This is a genomic window from Pseudomonas sp. JDS08PS003 (assembly GCF_045013505.1).
In the GTDB taxonomy this organism is placed as follows: Bacteria; Pseudomonadota; Gammaproteobacteria; order Pseudomonadales; family Pseudomonadaceae; genus Aquipseudomonas; species Aquipseudomonas protegens_B.
This window is the reverse complement of the sequence record NZ_CP120724.1, coordinates 784,398-801,892: the sequence shown is the minus strand read 5'-3', so window position 1 is coordinate 801,892 and position 17,495 is coordinate 784,398. Positions and strand designations below refer to the sequence as shown.

18 protein-coding genes are annotated in these 17,495 nt (G+C 63.2%); 10 read left to right on the top strand and 8 right to left on the bottom strand.

The window, feature by feature from the left end; translation table 11 throughout:
• Positions 1–15: 15 nt before the first annotated feature.
• The 3 genes from P7C00_RS03605 to P7C00_RS03595 form a co-directional block, all read right to left on the bottom strand.
• A complete protein-coding gene (locus tag P7C00_RS03605; protein WP_404938141.1) occupies positions 16–1,719 on the bottom strand; it encodes a ShlB/FhaC/HecB family hemolysin secretion/activation protein in 1,704 nt (567 codons plus the stop codon).
• 243 nt (positions 1,720–1,962) lie between these two features.
• Entirely contained in the window at positions 1,963–2,262 is a 300-nt protein-coding gene (locus P7C00_RS03600; protein WP_025130517.1) for a PsiF family protein, read from the bottom strand.
• A gap of 71 nt (positions 2,263–2,333) precedes the next feature.
• On the bottom strand, positions 2,334–3,122 hold the full coding sequence (locus tag P7C00_RS03595; RefSeq protein WP_404938140.1) for an AraC family transcriptional regulator: 789 nt from the start codon (positions 3,120–3,122) through the stop codon (positions 2,334–2,336).
• A 96-nt stretch (positions 3,123–3,218) separates the two neighbouring features.
• On the opposite strand from P7C00_RS03595, the gene P7C00_RS03590 reads away from it, so the two are divergent.
• Positions 3,219–4,124: a DMT family transporter gene (locus P7C00_RS03590; protein ID WP_404938139.1), complete on the top strand. Its 906-nt coding sequence runs from the start codon at positions 3,219–3,221 to the stop codon at positions 4,122–4,124.
• Between the two features lie 3 nt (positions 4,125–4,127).
• On the opposite strand, the gene P7C00_RS03585 is transcribed toward P7C00_RS03590, so the two are convergent.
• On the bottom strand, positions 4,128–5,018 hold the full coding sequence (locus P7C00_RS03585) for a triacylglycerol lipase (protein ID WP_346634590.1): 891 nt from the start codon (positions 5,016–5,018) through the stop codon (positions 4,128–4,130).
• 169 nt (positions 5,019–5,187) lie between these two features.
• Entirely contained in the window at positions 5,188–5,826 is a 639-nt protein-coding gene (locus P7C00_RS03580; protein WP_346634589.1) for an NAD(P)H-dependent oxidoreductase, read from the bottom strand.
• A 125-nt stretch (positions 5,827–5,951) separates the two neighbouring features.
• Between P7C00_RS03580 and P7C00_RS03575 the strand changes: the two genes are divergently transcribed.
• Positions 5,952–6,875 carry a LysR substrate-binding domain-containing protein gene (locus P7C00_RS03575; RefSeq protein ID WP_346634588.1) on the top strand — a complete coding sequence of 308 codons (924 nt, stop codon included), beginning with the start codon at positions 5,952–5,954 and terminating at the stop codon, positions 6,873–6,875.
• A gap of 122 nt (positions 6,876–6,997) precedes the next feature.
• Complete coding sequence (locus P7C00_RS03570; protein ID WP_404938138.1) at positions 6,998–7,528, top strand: bacterioferritin; 531 nt, start codon at positions 6,998–7,000, stop codon at positions 7,526–7,528.
• Between the two features lie 66 nt (positions 7,529–7,594).
• On the opposite strand, the gene P7C00_RS03565 is transcribed toward P7C00_RS03570, so the two are convergent.
• Positions 7,595–9,670 (bottom strand): AsmA family protein, encoded by a 2,076-nt coding sequence (locus P7C00_RS03565; RefSeq protein WP_346634586.1) that lies wholly within the window; start codon positions 9,668–9,670, stop codon positions 7,595–7,597.
• 384 nt (positions 9,671–10,054) lie between these two features.
• Between P7C00_RS03565 and P7C00_RS03560 the strand changes: the two genes are divergently transcribed.
• The 7 genes from P7C00_RS03560 (at position 10,055) to P7C00_RS03530 (ending at position 15,418) form a co-directional block, all read left to right on the top strand.
• On the top strand, positions 10,055–10,522 hold the full coding sequence (locus P7C00_RS03560; protein ID WP_404938137.1) for a hypothetical protein: 468 nt from the start codon (positions 10,055–10,057) through the stop codon (positions 10,520–10,522).
• A 169-nt stretch (positions 10,523–10,691) separates the two neighbouring features.
• A complete protein-coding gene (locus P7C00_RS03555; protein ID WP_123723426.1) occupies positions 10,692–11,324 on the top strand; it encodes a TetR family transcriptional regulator in 633 nt (210 codons plus the stop codon).
• Positions 11,325–11,606: 282 nt separating this feature from the next.
• Entirely contained in the window at positions 11,607–12,107 is a 501-nt protein-coding gene (ureE, locus tag P7C00_RS03550; protein ID WP_102881992.1) for an urease accessory protein UreE, read from the top strand.
• Entirely contained in the window at positions 12,104–12,778 is a 675-nt protein-coding gene (locus P7C00_RS03545; protein WP_404938136.1) for an urease accessory protein UreF, read from the top strand. Before ureE ends, P7C00_RS03545 begins: the two co-directional genes overlap by 4 nt.
• 9 nt (positions 12,779–12,787) lie before the next feature.
• On the top strand, positions 12,788–13,402 hold the full coding sequence (gene ureG / locus P7C00_RS03540; protein WP_047301379.1) for an urease accessory protein UreG: 615 nt from the start codon (positions 12,788–12,790) through the stop codon (positions 13,400–13,402).
• 37 nt (positions 13,403–13,439) lie between these two features.
• Positions 13,440–14,012, top strand: a complete 573-nt coding sequence (locus tag P7C00_RS03535) for a HupE/UreJ family protein (RefSeq protein WP_346634582.1) — start codon at positions 13,440–13,442, stop codon at positions 14,010–14,012.
• Positions 14,013–14,278: 266 nt separating this feature from the next.
• Positions 14,279–15,418, top strand: a complete 1,140-nt coding sequence (locus P7C00_RS03530) for an AGE family epimerase/isomerase (RefSeq protein ID WP_346634581.1) — start codon at positions 14,279–14,281, stop codon at positions 15,416–15,418.
• A gap of 73 nt (positions 15,419–15,491) precedes the next feature.
• Here the strand turns inward: P7C00_RS03530 and P7C00_RS03525 are convergent, their stop codons facing one another.
• Together P7C00_RS03525 and P7C00_RS03520 are read right to left on the bottom strand one after the other, a co-directional pair.
• Complete coding sequence (locus P7C00_RS03525) at positions 15,492–16,397, bottom strand: cation diffusion facilitator family transporter (RefSeq protein ID WP_346634580.1); 906 nt, start codon at positions 16,395–16,397, stop codon at positions 15,492–15,494.
• Between the two features lie 156 nt (positions 16,398–16,553).
• Positions 16,554–17,321, bottom strand: a complete 768-nt coding sequence (locus P7C00_RS03520) for an SDR family oxidoreductase (RefSeq protein ID WP_404938135.1) — start codon at positions 17,319–17,321, stop codon at positions 16,554–16,556.
• Positions 17,322–17,495 lie beyond the last annotated feature (174 nt).

Here is a 17,495-nt window from a genome sequence, read left to right as displayed (position 1 = left end):
AGCGTTTGGGTCGGGTCAGAAGAACAGGTCTACTCGGAAGTACACCGGATGCTCTCGCTTCTCGATAATGTCCGGTCGCTCCAGGGAGCGCGCGAAGCTGACTGACGCGGCCAGGTACTGGCCACGGGCGTTGAGTTCGATGGCGTTGCCACTCATGCGCCCCTTGGCGTCATGGTTGTAGCGATCGGCCTTGATCACCCCAACGTCATAGGCAAAGGCCAAGCCGCATTCCTGGACAAAGGGTTGCAGCGCCTGCCAAGTCACGGCACGGCGCCAGCGCAGCTGGTTGCGCCAGTAGCCGCCGCTGTTGCCGGAGAGGGTCTGGTCCTGGAAACCACGCACCGAATTGAGCCCGCCAAGGCTGATGCGCTGGGGGCTGAAGAGCACGTCCTCGCTGCGCTGGCCGGTGGCCAGGCTGTCGAAACTGAAGTTCTCGTTCCACAGGCGAAAGGGCTGCAGGTAGCTCAGGGTCAGGCTGTACTTGTTGTAGCGCGATACCGGCTCGCTGCCGTGGGGATTGCCGCTGCCCTGGGCGTCCAGGGCGCCGACGCCCTGCTGCCAGCCGATGTCGGCGTTGACCAGGGCATTGCCGATGCGCCGCCCGTGGTTGAAGCCCAGCTGGGTTTCGGTGATCCGGTTGCTGGAAACATCGATCAGGTTGTCGTCGATGTAGTTGCGTGTGCGCAAGTGGCTCAGCCCCAGGCTCATGCCGGTCTTGCTCAGGTTGTCGCGGTGCAGCACCCGCTCGGCCCGCAGTTGCTGGTTCTTGCTCTCGCCGTCCATGCTGAAGTCGAAGCCGGTGCTGTCATTGCGGGTGCGGTAGTAGCTCTGGCTGTAGGAGTAATTGAAGGTCCACCAACCCCAGGGCAGGCTGTAGTACAAGCTCTGGTTGTCGGAATGGCGCCAGCGATCGCTGACCGCATCCTGGTTGGCCCGCAGGCTCAACTGGTCCGCCAGCCCCAGGGGGCTATCCCAGTCCAGGCCGACGCCCATCTGCTGCTCGCCGGTGCTTTTGTCGCCGCTGTTGTTGCGGGTTGCCGACCCGTGCCACGGCTTCGAGCGCTGGCCCTTGAGCCCGACACGGCTGTCACCCAGTTTCTCCCCCGGGGACAGCTCCAACTCGACCTGGCGCGAAGGCAGGCGGCTGAGCTGGTCCACCAACTGCTCCAGCTCCCGCAGGTTGAGCACTTCGCCGGTGGTGCCGGGAAAGGCCATGGCCAGCTCCCGGGAACTGGCCAGCGCCGAGCTGTCCAGGCTTTCCAGGCGACCTTCGACGATGACGATGATCAATTGCCCCGACGCCAGCTCCTGGGCAGGCAGATAGGCGCGGGTGGTGACATAGCCCTGTTGCAGGTAGTGGTGGGTAATGGCCTTGAGCAGGGTGTTGATCTGCGCCACCGACAGGCACTGGTCGCGATAGGGCGCCACCAGGCGCTCCTGATCGGCCGCCGAGAGGTGTTCGGCGCCTTTGAGGACCACGGTCTTGATGGTGAAACAGCGCTGCTCGCCAGGTTGCTCGGCGGGAGCGGGGGGCAGGGTCTTGCCAGGCAACTGCTGGAGCTCGTCCAGACGTTTCTGCTGGTCTTGCAGCAATTGCTGCTGGCGATCGCGGATCAGATCACGGTCACCCGGGGTCTGCAGCGGCGCAGCGCTGAGGGCAAACGAGCCAAATAAAGCACAAAACGCTACTACAGGCCTGCAACAGCCAAAACGCGACATGCCTTCCATTCCCTTGAGTCGCAGACGCCGGTACCAGAGCGGCCGCGCAGTGCATCCCAGCACCTGTTTTCGAAGGGGATAAAGTTTAAATGTAAAATTTATGACATAAAAAAAAAGCGACGAGCGGTAACTTTCAGATTTATCTCATTGAAATTAAATAGTTTTTATGATTCTAAATCCGTAAAACCGATGCGAACCAAGGCCCTGTACCCGCCCAGATACCTTGGTCCCATCGATTCAGGCTCACTTTTTCTTCAGGCAATCACTCATGAACGCCTTGCGCGCATCGCCCTTGAGGGCCTGGGTGGTGGCCGTGGCGTTGCACGATTTCATTCTTTCCTGGGGGGTGGAAGGTGTCGCTGCAGCCGCCGGAGCCGCCTTGAGGCAGGTGCTCATGAAGGCCTTGCGCTCGTCGCCCTTGAGGGTCTTGGCGGTGGCCTCGGCGTTACAGGTGGTCATCTTGTTTTGCTGGGCAGTGGCGGCAAAACCTTGGGAGCAGAGCAGCAGGCCCACCATCAACAAAGGGATACGCAACATCTTCATGGAGTTTTCTCCTGGTCACCGTACCGACGGGCACGGCCTCCTGCGCAGTGTAGACAAAGCCTGTTACACCTTCACCTGTTCTGCAGGCTGGCCCGGCGGTACTGCTCGGGGGTGCAGCCGGCCTGGCGCTGGAACATCGCGATAAACGCCGAGGCGGTGCTGTAACCCATGTCGAAGGCGATTTCCTGGACGCTGCGGGGGCTTTCCAGGGCCTCGATGGCCGCGAGGAAGCGCTGACGCTGGCGCCATTCACCGAAGCTCATGCCCAGCTCACGCACGAACTGCCGGGCCAGGGTCCGTTCGCTGACATGGGCCTGCTGCGCCCAGTGGGCCAGGGGCTGGTGGTTGCCCGGCTCGGCCTGCAGGGCCTGGAGCACCCGCAACAGCTCGGGGTTGCGGGCATAGGGCAGGTAACAGTTATGCACCGGAGCCTGGCGCAGTTGGTCCAGCGCCACCTGGGCCAGACGTTGGTCGGCCTCGCCCTCCGGGATCTGCACATCCCGGGCAGCGAAGTCCTTGAGGATCGCCTTGAGAATCTCGCTGATGGCCAGGGTGCTGCCCTGCTCCGGCAGATCCGTGCACAGTTCCGGCGCCAGCAGCACCGCCCGGTAGTTGATCGGTTGCGAGGTATAGAAGCTGTGGGCGGTCTGCGGCGGCACCCAGACCGCGTACTGCGGCGGCGACATGAAGCGCTGGCCGGCAATGTCCATGTGCATCACGCCGTGGGCCGAATACTCCAGACAGCCCCAGGGATGCCGGTGCTCCAGGGCATGGCTGTGGGCGGCAAAGTCGGCGTAGCGGAAGTACACCGGCGCAGGGAGGCCGTGAAAATCCAGGAGGTCGATGTGTTTTTTGCTCATGCTGTCCGGATGTCGGGGCTGGTTGTCCGGTTCGCAGTATAGGCATTGATCCGGACAGGAGGATAATCAGCCCTCATCAACTTTCTGGTTGTTTCCATGCAATACGCTTATCCACTGCTGGCCATCTTTATCTGGGCCGGCAATACCGTGATCAACAAACTCGCCGTGGGCGCGATCTTCCCTGCCGAGATCGGTTTCTACCGCTGGCTGCTGGCGGGCCTGCTGTTCACCCCGTTCATGCTCAAGCCGGTGATCAAGCACTGGCCCGAGATCCGCCCCAACCTCTGGCGCATCGCCATTCTCGGTGTGCTGGGCATGGCGGTGTACCAGAGTCTGGCCTACTTCGCCGCCAGCCTGACCTCGGCCACCAACATGGGCATCATCCTCTCGCTGATGCCGCTGATGTCCCTGGCCATGGCCATTGCCGCCCTGGGCCAGCGCCTGACCGCCGGAGCTCTGGTAGGCGCCGTGCTGTCCTTTGCCGGGGTGCTGGTGGTGGTGTCTTCCGGCAGCCTCACCGCGCTGCTGCAGCACGGGGTCAACCTGGGTGACGCGATGATGCTGATTGCCACCCTGGCCTATGCGATCTACAGCACCTTGCTGAAAAAGTGGCAACTGCGCCTGCCGCCGCTGGTGCTGCTGTACCTGCAGGTGCTGGTGGCCGTGCTGGTGCTGCTGCCGTTGTTCCTGGCTTCGCCGAAGGTCGGCCCGACCCTGCAGAACATTCCGCTGGTGCTCTATGCCTGCCTGCTGGCTTCGATGCTGGCGCCCCTGGCCTGGATGCAGGCGGTGGTGCGCCTGGGACCAAGCCGGACCACGCTGTTTTTCAATCTGCTGCCGTTGATCACGGCGCTGATTGCAGCGGTGGTGCTGCATGAGCAGCTGGCCTGGTTCCATCTGGTGGGGGGGTTGTTGACCTTGGGCGGGGTGGTTCTTTCGGAGCGCTGGACCACGGTGCTGGGGCCGGTCGCCGGCAAGCCGGCGGCTACAGGGCAACAATGAGGGTCAAAGGTTGGCGGCCTTGAGGCGTCGGGCATGTTCGACGAACAGACGGATCGGTTCGGCTCCCTTGCCCACCAGCCCCAGGGATTGATTGACGATATCGAAGTGGTCCAGAGGGTAGTCGTCGCCGATGACCTGCCCCAGGTGCGAGCTGTAACGCCCGACCATGCCGTCGCACTGGCCGGCTTCGCGGACGAAGGTGCGGGCGAACAGGCGGCAACTGCGGTTGGTGCCGTCGAACAGGTTGCGTCCACGATTGGTCTTGCCCGGCTGCAAAATGCCGGACCAGGAGTAGTAACGCACGCCACCAACCTCTTCCGCGCCCTGGCCACCCCAGGTGGACGGTAACCCTTGAGGGTATTGGCGGTTGAACAGGGCCACGCCCTCGGTGGTCAGGGACTGATGCGAGGCGTGGATATCCACTGGCAGTTTCGGCCCGCGATAACCGGTTTCCAGCAGCGTCATCAAGGCCGAGATGCCCCGCAACAGCCAGCTCAGGACACGTCCCTTGAGGCTGTGTGCCGGGGAATGCCGTGCCAGGTAATCCGCCAATTCGGAACCGTGGTTAGGGCCTGCCACCGAAGTCACGGAGGCGACCCAGTCCGGGCGTTTGGCCGCCGCATAACGGGCGGTGAGCGCGCCCTGGCTGTGGCCGATCAGGTTGACCCGGGCGGCACCGGTCTGAGCCATGATCCGTTGGACCTGGGCCAGCAGCTGTTCGCCGCGCACCTCGCTGGAGTTGAGCGGCGACACCTGTATCGCAAACACCTGGGCCCCACCCTGGCGCAAGGCTGGAATGATGCCGTACCAGTAGGGATACAACAGCAGGCGGACAAAGCCGAGCATGCCGGGCACCAGTACCAGGGGGTAACGCGTGGCAAGCTCTTGGGACATGCGGGGGACATCCTTGTGCGAAGGCAGCGGGGCTGGCTGAAAGCTAGACCATAACCAAGGCCGTCGTCAGCCCCCGTGACGCTTTGGCGACAAACCGATGACAGCCCATGGCGAACCTGCCCTCGCAGGCCGCCGCCGGCAGCAGGAGCATCCAGGCCATGGCGCCGCCTCAGAAACCCTGCGCCAGCGCCAGCAGGCGCTGCTGAGCTTCGCCGCAGGACCCCGCGAAACGCTCGGGCGCCGACTCCTCGCCTTCCGCCGCGACCACGGTAATGTCCTCGATACCGATAAAACCCAGCGCCGTGCGCAACCAGCGGTCCGCATGGTTCATCGCCTCATGCTCGCCCCCCGGACCAAAGCCGCCACCGCCACGACTGGTGACGATCAACACCTTCTTGCCCTGCACCAAGGGCTGATACTGGGCCACGCCGTTGTCCTGCAGGGTGTTGAAGGTCAGCCCCAGACGCACGATGTGATCGACCCAGGCCTTGATCCCGCTGGGCACGCTGAAGTTGTGCATCGGCGCCGAGATCACCAGGCGCTGATGGCCGAGCAACTCGCTTACCAGCTCGTCACTCAAGGCCAGATCGGCCTGCATCGATAGCGGTCGAGCCTCGGGTTGTGGATAAAACGCCGCCGCGATAAAGGCTTCGCTGACATGGGGCAAGGAGCCCCGCCCAACTTCGCGCCGGGTCAGGATTGCCTCGGGATTGGCCTGTTGCCAGGCATGTAGAAAGTCATCGGCCAGACGCCGACTGTGGGAGCGCTCGCCTCGTGGGCTGCCGTGAATCGCAAGAATTGTGCTCATCTGATTTCTCGTGTACGGATTGGCTGAAACGGCCTTGAAGTCGGCCCTATTCCGCGTTAAAGCTAGAGCCACCGCGACTCACCAACAAATGACTAAACATTCACTTGGATGAACTGCATTCATCCATGGAGCCCATCATGTTCGCCCACCTGCCCCTTACCGCACTGCGCACCTTCGAGTCCGCCGCGCGGCTGCTGAGCTTCAAGGCCGCTGCCGAGGATCTGTCGGTAACCCCCACGGCGGTGTCCCACCAGATCCGCAGCCTGGAACACTGGTTGGGGGTGCCACTGTTCGAACGCCTGCCCCGTCAGGTACGCCTGACGGAGTCCGGCCGCCGACTGTTCCACAGCCTGCATGGCGCTCTGCTGGATGTGGCCCAGAGCGTCGATACCCTGCGCCCCAGTCCCAGCGCCGCGCAGTTGACCGTGTCCACCACTGCGGCCTTCGCCGCCCTGTGGCTGGTGCCGCGCCTGGGGCGCTTCTACGCTCGGCACCCTGGCATCAACCTGCGCCTGGACACTCAGTGCGAGGTGGTGGACCTGCAACAGGACGCCAGCATTGATGTCGCGATCCGCTACAGCCAGGACGGCTACCTGAATCTCCATGGCCTGTGTCTGTTCGACGAGCGCTTTGCGGTCTATGGCGCGCCGCAGCAGGTGGCCCTGGCCCGGCAGCAGCCACCGTCCCTGATCAGCGTGCATTGGCGCAATTCCAGGTTGTATGCCGATGGCTGGCAGGCCTGGTGTGCCCAGGCCGGGGAAAACTGGCTCGACGCTCAGCCGCAGATCCGTTCCTACGACGAGGAACAGTACGCCCTGCAAGCCGCCATTGCCGGCCAGGGCCTGGTGCTGGCGAGCAACATTCTGGTGTCCCAGAGCGTGGCCAACGGCCTGCTGCAGGCCTATCGGCCGGAGGTCCAGGTGGATGGCGCGGGCTACAGCGCCCTGTGCGTGCCGGGACGGGAGCGGCATCCACCGGTGCGGGCCTTCCTCCAGTGGCTGCAACAGGAAGCGCTGCTGGCCGGGCATCCACCCCTGGTCCGCAGCTGACCCCGGCGCAGACCATCGGGCACATCCGATAAAACTTTTTGCTGCGCCCGGGACTCACAACTCAGGTAGTGATCAGGTCGACAGAGCCTGACGCAAAACGGATTAGCCTCCAGGAGATCGACATGAGCGACAAGCACTTATCTGATGTGAACACCCTGCGCGAACGGGCCCGCCAACACGTGGAAAACGGTGCCGTGACCGAGGGCTACAACGCCGATCGCGAGGAGGTGCTGCGGCTGCTCAACGAATCGTTGGCCACCGAGCTGGTGTGTGTCTTGCGCTACAAGCGCCACTACTTCATGGCCAGCGGCCTCAAGGCCAGCGTGGCAGCCGACGAGTTCCTCGAACACGCCACCCAGGAAGCCGAACACGCCGACAAGCTGGCGGAGCGGATCGTCCAGCTCGGCGGCGAGCCGGAGTTCAACCCGGACCTGCTGTCCAAGCACTCTCACGCCCAGTACGTGGCCGGCAATACTCTGAGGGAAATGGTCTACGAGGACCTGGTGGCCGAACGAATCGCCATCGACAGCTACCGCGAGATCATCCAGTACATCGGCGACAAGGACCCCACCACTCGCCGTCTGTTCGAAGAGATCCTGGCCCAGGAAGAGGAACACGCCGACGACATGGCGGACAGCCTCAACGACCTGTAACGCGCTCTTCCAAGCCCGCCCCTGCCTAGCGCAGGAGCGGGCTCGCCGGCGAAGCCCCTGCCCCTCTTACTTGCTCGGTTTGACCGTCACCGGTGCCTTGCCCGAGCGCATCTGCTGCAGCAGCGGCGCGCACTGATTGGGCTCGTCACCGCTGGGCGCCACCAGCGCCAGCAAGCCCGCCGCCGGCCCGGCGATCAGCCCCAGCGCCACCATCCCGGCACCGCGCAGCACCAGCGGTACCGCCTTGACCCCGGCACTGGGCTTGATGAACTTGCCCTGCACATAAAGCGGTGAACGCAGGGAGAACAGACGCAAGCCCTTGGACTCCGGCGTGATGGTCAGGTCCAGTTGCTCGGAGGCCATATTGGCGGTGCCATCGATGTAGATGATGGCGTTCTCCGTGTCGAAGACGAACAGCCGTGATGTAGCCAGACCGCTCTTGATGCCAAAGTCGGCAGCGGCGCAATTGATCTTCACTTCCTTGTCGCCAAACATCTTGCCAATCACATAGTTGCCGACATTGAGCCCGGCGATTTCCATCAGGCTGCGGCTGATGGCGCCATCATTGATCAACATCTTCAGGTCGCCGTTGGCGCTGCCCAGCAAGGCTGCCACCGAGTTGCCGCGCCCGGTGATGTCGGCATCGCCGTTGAGCTCGCCGAAGCTGGTCTTCATCGGCTCGAAGGTGGGGAACAGTTGCTTGAGCTTGAAGTTGCGCGCCGTCAGCCTGGCCCGGCCTTCCAGCGGCGTGGTGTGACCATTGAGGCGCACCTGGGCGTCCAGCTTGCCCCCGGCCACGCCGAAGCGCAGGGGCTCCAGGCTGAGCTGGCCGTCGTTGAGCACCAAGTGCGTGTAGAGATCGGTGAACGGCAACTCGGCGCTGTGGACAATGCGCTTGCCGGTGAACTCCACATCGGCGTCCATGTCACCCCAGCGCTCGGTGCGGAACTCCTCCACCGGCAGCACCTTGTCCGCCGGTTGCTTGCTCTCGCCACCCCGGGCCTTCTGCTTGGCGTTGGAGTCGGCACCAATCAGCGGCGCCAGGTCGCTCATCAGCAACTGGTTGGAGACCAATGCACCGCTGAGCTTGGGTCGCGGCTGGCTGGCCACGTAGGTCAGGTTGCCGTGGATATCGCTGTCGCCGATCTTGCCGTTGAAGTCCTGGTAGGTGAAGGTCGCACCCGCCGGGTCGTGGAGCTTGGCGGTCAGGTGGCCGTCGGTGGCGTAGGGCGGCGAGTCCGGCAGGGTCACCCCGGTCAGCGGATAGAGATTACCCAGGCTGGTGCCCGCCAATTTAAGGCGCAGGTCCAGGGCGCCGAGGTTCAGCGGGTCGGTGAGGCTGCCGCGCAGTTCCACCTTGGTGTCGCCGATCTGCGCCTGGGCCTGCAATGGAAACGGCTTGCGCCCGTCCTGCAAGGCCAGCAAGCCGCCGATCTTGCCGGTGCCGGCCAGCTTCTGCCCGTGGTACTGGCCCTTGACCTTGAGGGCGAAGGCATAGGCCTGGGCCTCGGCGCCTTTTTCACTGATTTTCTTCGCTTCGCTCTCACCGACTATGTCGCTGAAGGGAATGGGTTTGCCGAGCAGCTCTACCTGCAGATCAAGCTGGGTTTTCAGGCTCTGGTCGTCCAGGGTCACATGGCCCTTGTCGAAACCGATGGCGCCGATGTCCACCGTCCAGTTGGAAGGCTCGGCCTCGGGGTCCTTCGGGTCGAACTTGAAGGTCCAGTTGGCGCGACCGTCCGCCAGCCGCTGCAGCGCGGCATCGGGCTCGGTGAGATCGATACGCGGGATGCTGACTCGCTGGGCCAACAGGGCCAGGGGCGAGATGCGCAACTCGACCCGCTTGAGGCTGACCATCTGCGGCGCCTTGGACCACTCCGGGTTGCCCAGGGTCAGGTCCTGAGCCACTACGTGAGGCCAGGGCACCCAGGCCCGCCAGCCACCCTCGTCGGGTTCGCGCTGCCAGGCCACGGACAAGTCGCCATTGATCGCGAAGGGCCGATGCAACTCCTCGGACACCTTGGCGTTGAGGGTCGGCTTGATGCGGTTCCAGTCGAAGAACGCGATCACCAGCACCAGCACGGCCAGTAGCAGGATCAGGCTGGCGACGGACCAGGCGAGGATTTTACGAGTGCGCGTCATTGCACGAGGCTCCTGAAGACAACTGAGCGCCAAACCACGACGCATCGATGAAATGCCGATGGAAAATCACCGGCCATGAAAACTACGACTGACAAAGCCCCCGCAGGTTTAATCGGGGAGCTCGTTCGGGCGAAAAAACCCGGATTCCTGATCAATCAGGCAGCTTTGTGTTACCTCCCTCCGCCCTTTCGTGAAGCATGAATGGGTCGAAAATACCCACCCCAGTGCAAAAGCCAACGGCGCAAACGCCCGTGCTAGAGCGTCGCGACCAAACAATCAATTCCGTTGATTATTACCATTGTGTTTATGAACTTTTATATCGATTTAGCGGCGGTAACATTAGCTCCGTACCCAATTTATCGCCCTCCCAAGGAGCACCTCATCATGAAACGCCACCTCTTACTGAGCCTGACCTTATCCATCCTGGCCGCCAACGCTTACGCCCTGCCCGCCGCCGAACAGGCCACTCCGCAGGTCAAGGCCAGCCACAGCGTATTCACCCAGACCCTGGCTGAAGGCGGTTCGGACCGTCTGATCGAACGCAACAAAGTCGCTGCCGACGGATACGACCGCACTCCGCAGGGTCAGAGCGTTGCCGAAGATGGCTATGATCGCACCCCACAAGGCCAGAACGTTGCCGAAGATGGCTACGACCGTACTCCACAAGGTCAGAACGTTGCCGAAGACGGCTACGACCGCACCCCACAAGGTCAGAACGTAGCTGAAGGCGGCCGTGATCGCCTGGAAGAGAAAGGCCTGGTTGAAGACGGCTACAGCCGCACTCCTCAAGGTCAGACCGTTGCCGAAGGCGGTGCTGATCGTCTGGCTGAACGTCATCAAGCAGCGAGCTGAGGCCATGCTGGCCCTGGAAAAAAGCCCGATCCCCGGATCGGGCTTTGACTTTTATAGCCGCTGCATTTTCCCCGCTGCACCTCGCGCCTTCGCCTGACTCCAGTTCGACTCCGGCAAAGTTGATTTGCTAGAGTGCGCCGCTCCCATTGAGCAAAGAATTCACCCGCCGATGCTGCCCCGCGCCGAACAGAAGCAACAGACCCGCAATGCCCTGATGGATGCCGCCCGACATCTGATGGAGTGTGGTCGTGGTTTCGGCAGCCTGAGCCTGCGGGAAGTAGCCAAAGCCGCCGGCATTGTCCCCACCGGCTTCTACAGGCACTTCAGCGACATGGACCAACTGGGCCTGGAACTGGTCAGCGAGGTCGGCCAGACCTTCCGCGAAACCATCCGCCTGGTACGCCACAACGAATTCGTCATGGGCGGCATCATCGACGCCTCGGTGCGCATCTTCCTCGATGTCGTAGAAGCCAAGCGCGCGCAATTTCTGTTTCTCGCCCGTGAGCAATACGGCGGCTCGCTGCCGGTGCGCCAGGCCATCGCCACCCTGCGCGAGAACATCAGTTCGGACCTGGCTGCCGACCTGACCCTGATGCCCAAGTTGCAGCACCTGAACGCCGCCGACCTGGGCGTCATGGCCGACCTGATCGTCAAGAGCGTGTTCGCCACCCTGCCGGACATCATTGATCCCCCGGCCCAGGCCCTGCCTGAACACCTGACGCCACAGGCGAAGATCACCCAGCAGTTGCGCTTCATCTTCATTGGCCTGAAGCACTGGCAAGGCCTGGGCAGCACCGAGTAACACTGCCTGCCCCTCTCCCCCTATCAATCAGCGTGCCCCGCTCTGGGCGGTGCGTTTGCGCCTGCTCGTCGGCCCGGCACCGGATTGCAGCAAAATTATTTCCAGCGCACCAACTCAGTGCTATAAATCAGCTCAGCGCGCCATTTTGTAACAAGATAAAACAAGGTTTTGCCCCTTTTTCAGGCGCAGCTCCGGTGTCGACAAAGGGTTTTTCCTCTCCTCCGGGCGATTGGCAAGGCCCTTGCTCTGGCTTGTGCATCGCTCATAGCTGGAAGCTTTCCGATGCTGGTGATCCACCGCAGAACCGAACCCCAAGCCACCTGGTCCGCCGAGCTGCACCTCACCTATGAGGCTCGCAGCAAAAGCCGCCTGCGCTGTTTCAGTGCCACAGGCGAAGACGTCGGCCTGTTTCTGGAGCGCGGCCAGCCCCCCCTGCATGACGGCGAGTTCCTGGCGGCCGAGGACGGACGCATCGTCAAGGTCTGCGCCCGCCCGGAAACCCTGCTCCATGTCACCTGCCGCAATGCCTTCGAACTGACCCGCGCCGCCTATCATCTGGGCAACCGCCACGTCGCCCTGCAAGTGGGCGATGGCTGGCTGCGCCTGCTCGATGACTACGTGCTCAAGGCCATGCTCGAACAACTGGGCGCCAGCACTGAAACCATCGAGGCGCCGTTCCAGCCCGAACACGGCGCCTACGGTGGCGGCCACCATCATTCCCGCCACGGCGATGAAGACTTCAACTACCCGCCGCGTCTGCACCAGTTCGGCGTCCGTCAATGAACCCAGCCTGGGCCCTGCTGCGCCTGGCCAGCCCGCAGTTGCCGATCGGTGGCTACAGCTATTCACAGGGACTGGAGATGGCAGTGGAGCAACAACGGGTGAACGACCCGGACAGTGCCAGGCGCTGGATCAGTGATCAGTTGCTGCTCAACCTGGCGCGCTTCGAGGCTCCACTGCTGCTCGCCCACTGCCAGGCCGCCGCGGATCAGGACTGGACCAGGCTCCAGCAACTCTGCGAAGAGCACCGGGCCAGCCGTGAAACCCGCGAGCTGTACCAGGAAAGCCGGCAGATGGGCTATTCCCTCAAGCAATTGCTCGAAGGCCTGCCGGAGCTGGACAGCGGCGCCCGGGAACTGCTGGCGCACCAGAACGAACCGCACCTGGCCCTGGGCTGGGCCCTGGCCGCCCGCGCCTGGCACATCAACCCCGAAGATGCCCTGGCCGCCTGGCTCTGGAGCTGGCTGGAAAACCAGTTGGCGGTGCTGATGAAAACCCTGCCCCTGGGCCAGCAGGCGGCCCAGCGCCTGACCAGCGAGCTGCTGCCGCTGCTGCAAGAAGCCCAGCGACACGCCACCCACCTTGACCCCAACCACCTTGGCAGCGCCGCTTTCGGCCTGTCCCTGGCGAGCATGGCCCACGAGCGCCAGTACAGCCGCCTGTTTCGTTCCTAGGAGAAACTCATGAACGCACAACCTCTGCGCGTCGGCATCGGCGGCCCGGTGGGCTCCGGAAAAACCGCCCTGACCCTGGCCCTGTGCCTGGCCCTGCGCGAACGCTACAACCTGGCGGTGGTGACCAACGACATCTACACCCGCGAAGACGCCGACTTCCTGGTACGCAATGAAGCCCTGGCGCCGGAGCGGATCATCGGCGTGGAAACCGGCGGCTGCCCGCACACTGCGATCCGCGAAGACGCCTCGATCAACCTGGAAGCGGTGGACCAGTTGAACCGGCGCTTCCCGGGGCTCGATCTGATCCTGGTGGAGTCCGGCGGCGACAACCTTTCAGCCACCTTCAGCCCGGAGCTGTCGGACCTGACGATCTATGTGATCGACGTTTCCGCCGGCGACAAGCTGCCGCGCAAGGGGGGCCCGGGCATCTGTAAATCCGACCTGCTGGTGATCAACAAGATCGACCTGGCACCGCTGGTGGGCGCCTCTCTGGAGATGATGAACAGCGACACCCAGCGCATGCGCGGCGGCAAGCCGTTCGTCTTCAGCAACCAGAAGACCGGCCAGGGCCTGGAAGACATCATCGCCTTCATCGAACGCCAGGGACTGCTGACTGCGGCCTGAAACCGAACCTGAAAAAAGCTCAACAAGGAAGCCACTCATGACCCTGAAATCTCTCTTCGGCACCCTGGCGCTGCTGCTGACCCCGGCCCTGGCCTTCGCCCACCCGGGCCACGGCGACAACGGCCTGATGGCCGGCATCAGTCACCCCATCGGCGGCCTCGACCACTTGCTGGCCATGGTCGCTGTCGGCCTGTGGGCCGCCCAGCAACAAGGTGCGGCGCGCTGGGCGCTGCCCTGCACCTTTGTCGGCACCATGCTGATTGGCGGCCTGCTGGGCTTCGAAGGGCTGAACCTGCCGGCCCTGGAAAGCGGGATTGCCGCCTCGGTACTGGCCCTGGGCCTGGCCGTGGCCCTGGCAGTGCGTCCGCCGCTGAGCCTGGCGCTAGCCGCCACTGCGCTGTTTGCCCTGTTCCATGGCGTGGCCCACGGCCTGGAACTGCCGGACATGTCCAGCCCCTGGGCCTATGCCGCCGGCTTTGTGGCGGCCACTGCGGCCCTGCATGCCGCCGGTTATGCCGTGGTGCGAGTACTGCCTCAGGCGGCGGCGCCGCTGGTGCGCGTGGCCGGCGCGGCCTCGGCCGCTACGGGCGTGTGGTTGCTGGCAGGCTGATCCCCGCTTCATCTGTAGGAGCCGGCTTGCCGGCGAAGACGGTCTTGCGGGCCTCGTTCGCTGGCAAGCCAGCTCCTACAAGACGGAGGTGATCTTTCGGCCGCCTTCGCTGGCAAGCCAGCTCCTACAAGGCTGAGGTGACCTTTCAGCCGTCTTTGCTGGCAAGCCAGCGCCCATCAGTACGTCCTGCTCGGCGGGCAAGCCGCCTTGTGGGGCTTCTCTGGTAACATGTCGCGCACTCAAACCTGCCGTGACGACGCCAGCCAATGCCCGATGTATCCCGCTCCGCCACCTCGCCTGAATCGAGCGCTCTGTTCAACGCCATGCAGCAGCATTTCCACAAGGTGATAGTGCCGCTGTGGCAAGGCCCGGGCTGGAATCCGCAGTTGGCGCTGCCCTATGAGGCGCTGGATGCCGAGCATCAGCCGTTGCCGCCGCAGCGCTACCGAGCCATGGCCTGTGCCCGGCAGCTGTATCTGTTCTCCCAATTGATCGGTGATGCCGCCGCCCCCTTTGCCGAGGAGCGTGCCGCCGCACTGTTCCGCTCGCTGCAGCGGCACTTCCACGACGCCGAGCACGGTGGCTGGTTCTACAGCATCGACCCAGAAGGCGCGCCGCTGGATCGCCGCAAGGACCTCTATACCCACGCCTTTATCCTCTTCGCCTGCGCTCATTACTGGGCCAAAGTCCGCGAGCCGCTGGTGGAGTCGGTGCTCAACGCCGCCCTGGAAGTGGTGGCCCAGCGCTTCACCCGGGGCGACGGCCTCTACGAAGCCAGCCTGGCCGAGGACTGGTCCGTATTGGGTTCGGGCCCCCTGCAGAATCCACTGATGCACCTGGCCGAAGCCTTCCTCGCGATCCTGGCAGTACGCGAGGACACCGCGGTACAAGCCGCACTGCTGGAGCTGTGCCAGGCCATGCAGCAGCAGTTCATCGACCCGCAGCACGGGGTAATGCTGGAGAAACCCCTGGGGGCTGTGGATAACTGGTTCGAGCCAGGGCATCAGTTCGAGTGGTACTTCCTGCTCGATTCTTCGCCCTTGCTGCGCAGCAGCCCGCTGCACGCTTCATTGAGCCGTGCCTTTGCCTTTACCGAGCAACTTGGCGTCGATCCGCAGAGCGGCGCGGTGTGCGCCATGCTTGAGCTGCAACCGGAAGCCCCCGTCAAGGACGCCACCCAACGCATCTGGGCCCAGGCCGAGTACCTGCGCGCCCTCACCTTGCGTGCGGACAGCCAGGCACCCTTGCTGCGTCAGCTAAAGGCGCTGCACGCGCATTTTCTGCATGCCGGGGGCTGGAATGAATGCCTGGATGCCAGCGGCGCGGTCAGCCGGCGGGATATGCCGTCGACCACGCCTTATCACCTGGCGACCTGTTATCGCGGGCTGGCGGAATATTTTGCCTGAAGCCCTTCGCCTGCAAGCAGGCTCCTAAAACACCGCGTAGGAGCCGGCTGGCCGGCGAAGGGCGCACCACCCATCAAGCGATCCACTTGCGATCCCCGGTAAAGCTGATGGTCAGCCAACGCGCTGCGTCGGCCTCTCCCAACTCACTGGAAATCTCCTCGCGCAAGCGGTCCAGAGTCGCCACATCCTGCAGCGGATAGTCCGCCGGCAAGACGATATGGATCTCGATGAACCGCGCCCGACCGTGCTTCTGCACGTAGCTGATGTAGTCGTCAAAGCCATGGACGGCCTTGGCCTGCTCCATCACGTTGCGGACCTTTTCGTCCAACTGGTCCGGGGCGATCCCCAGCACATCACGCAAGGCCGGACGCAGGATCTTCAGCGCCGGCGGCAACATGCTCAGGGCCAGCAGGATCAGGATCGCCGGGTCGACATACACCGCCCACTGGCCATGACCGTACTGCTTGAGCAGCAAGGCGATGATAAAGCTCACCAGCAGCCCCACCGAGAGCATCGCGTCCACCAGCCAGCTGATGTTGTCGAACTGGATCAGCGACGACTTGAGCTTGCGGTTACGCCGGCGCACATAGAAGAAGTAGGCGAACTCCGTTACCGCAAAGAACCCGGCGTAAAAGATCACCATCCCCAGCTCGATCTCCCGGCCGCCATTGATGATGCCGAACACACCGTTAAGAAAGGCGTAGATAGCGATCAGCAGCAGGAAGCTGCCTTCGATCAGCAGCACCATGGGTTCCAGGTGCCAGAAGCCGAACTGGAAACGGTGATTGCTTTCCTTGGCGATCAGCTTGGCAGTGATCAGCATCAGGACCTTGATGAAGGTCGCGATCAGGGAAAAAAATCCATCGAACAGAATGGATTGGGCGCCAGAAACAAAACCTGTGACGATACCGGCGATCGCCACGGCGAACATCAGTACAGTCGATTGTTTGAGCAGAGCCTGCTCACCTCGGTTACTCACAATTCCTCCTATCGAACTTCAAAAACACCGCCTCGAGTGAGGCGGCAGCGAAATTTCGGGTCGGAATTCTACCTTGCCGGGGCTGACCTTCAGCTGAAACGAATCAGCTTATGTGTTTCCGAGTACAACCAACTGTAGTCGCTCCAGGTGACAGCTTCAGGACTTGGCGTTGCGCTCGATGGCGAAACCGGCCCAGGTCTGGCTCACCGGCATCAGCTCCAGGCTGTTGATGTTGACGTGGGCGGGCGTATTGAGGACCCAGAAGATGGTGTCGGCAATGTCCTGGGGCTGGATCGGTTCGGCACCGGCGTAGGTGGCGTCGTAGCGCGCCTGATCACCGGCAAAACGCACCAGGGAGAACTCGCTTTCGCACAGGCCCGGCTCAATGTTGGTGACCCGCACGCCAGTGCCCTGCAGGTCGCAGCGCAGATTCAGGGAGAACTGTTTGACGAAGGCCTTGCTCGCGCCATAGATGTGACTGCCCGGGTACGGGTAGTTGCCGGCAATGGAGCCCAGGTTAACGATCCCGGCGCCTCGGCCATGGGCGATCAGCCGCGGCAGCAGCAAACGGGTGCTGTACATCAAGCCCTTGATGTTGGTGTCGACCATGGTGTCCCAGTCATCCAGGTCGCACTTGGGCGCCGGATCGACGCCCAGGGCCAGGCCGGCATTGTTGATCAGGCCGCGCAGCTTGCTGAAGGACGGCGGCAGGTTGGCGATGGCTGCTTCCATGGCCTTGCGGTCCCGCACATCGAGCACCAAACCGTGCACTTCGGTCTGCTTGGACAGCTCTGCGCACAGCGCGTTGAGGCGTTCCTCGCGACGGCCGGTGAGCACCAGCGACCAGCCGGCCTCGGCAAAACGCCGGGCGCAGGCTTCGCCAAAACCGGACGTCGCGCCCGTAATGAACAGTGTGGAAGTCATGGTGTTCTCCTAGCTGGGTGGCGAGCCGCCGTTACGATAAAAAAGCGTTTCGCAGCATGCCCGGCCCGGCTCTGGGCGGCAACAGAAGCGCTGGATATCCGACGTCACTGTACAAAAAACGCTCACATGCCTGAAAGCTATGGCCGGCACGGCCTGCAGCCACATGCCCGCACC

Bases quoted from the DNA above. Each gene is read 5' to 3' on its own strand.
- P7C00_RS03555 (WP_123723426.1), top strand. From the start codon at position 10,692: ATGCTGCCCCGCGCCGAACAGAAGCAACAGACCCGCAATGCCCTGATG.
- P7C00_RS03605 (WP_404938141.1), bottom strand. From the start codon at position 1,719: ATGTCGCGTTTTGGCTGTTGCAGGCCTGTAGTAGCGTTTTGTGCTTTA.
- P7C00_RS03530 (WP_346634581.1), top strand. From the start codon at position 14,279: ATGCCCGATGTATCCCGCTCCGCCACCTCGCCTGAATCGAGCGCTCTG.
- P7C00_RS03565 (WP_346634586.1), bottom strand. From the start codon at position 9,670: ATGACGCGCACTCGTAAAATCCTCGCCTGGTCCGTCGCCAGCCTGATC.
- ureG (WP_047301379.1), top strand. From the start codon at position 12,788: ATGAACGCACAACCTCTGCGCGTCGGCATCGGCGGCCCGGTGGGCTCC.
- P7C00_RS03585 (WP_346634590.1), bottom strand. From the start codon at position 5,018: ATGTCCCAAGAGCTTGCCACGCGTTACCCCCTGGTACTGGTGCCCGGC.
- P7C00_RS03590 (WP_404938139.1), top strand. From the start codon at position 3,219: ATGCAATACGCTTATCCACTGCTGGCCATCTTTATCTGGGCCGGCAAT.
- ureE (WP_102881992.1), top strand. From the start codon at position 11,607: ATGCTGGTGATCCACCGCAGAACCGAACCCCAAGCCACCTGGTCCGCC.
- P7C00_RS03535 (WP_346634582.1), top strand. From the start codon at position 13,440: ATGACCCTGAAATCTCTCTTCGGCACCCTGGCGCTGCTGCTGACCCCG.
- P7C00_RS03560 (WP_404938137.1), top strand. From the start codon at position 10,055: ATGAAACGCCACCTCTTACTGAGCCTGACCTTATCCATCCTGGCCGCC.
- P7C00_RS03580 (WP_346634589.1), bottom strand. From the start codon at position 5,826: ATGAGCACAATTCTTGCGATTCACGGCAGCCCACGAGGCGAGCGCTCC.
- P7C00_RS03545 (WP_404938136.1), top strand. From the start codon at position 12,104: ATGAACCCAGCCTGGGCCCTGCTGCGCCTGGCCAGCCCGCAGTTGCCG.
- P7C00_RS03520 (WP_404938135.1), bottom strand. From the start codon at position 17,321: ATGACTTCCACACTGTTCATTACGGGCGCGACGTCCGGTTTTGGCGAA.
- P7C00_RS03575 (WP_346634588.1), top strand. From the start codon at position 5,952: ATGGAGCCCATCATGTTCGCCCACCTGCCCCTTACCGCACTGCGCACC.
- P7C00_RS03595 (WP_404938140.1), bottom strand. From the start codon at position 3,122: ATGAGCAAAAAACACATCGACCTCCTGGATTTTCACGGCCTCCCTGCG.
- P7C00_RS03570 (WP_404938138.1), top strand. From the start codon at position 6,998: ATGAGCGACAAGCACTTATCTGATGTGAACACCCTGCGCGAACGGGCC.
- P7C00_RS03600 (WP_025130517.1), bottom strand. From the start codon at position 2,262: ATGAAGATGTTGCGTATCCCTTTGTTGATGGTGGGCCTGCTGCTCTGC.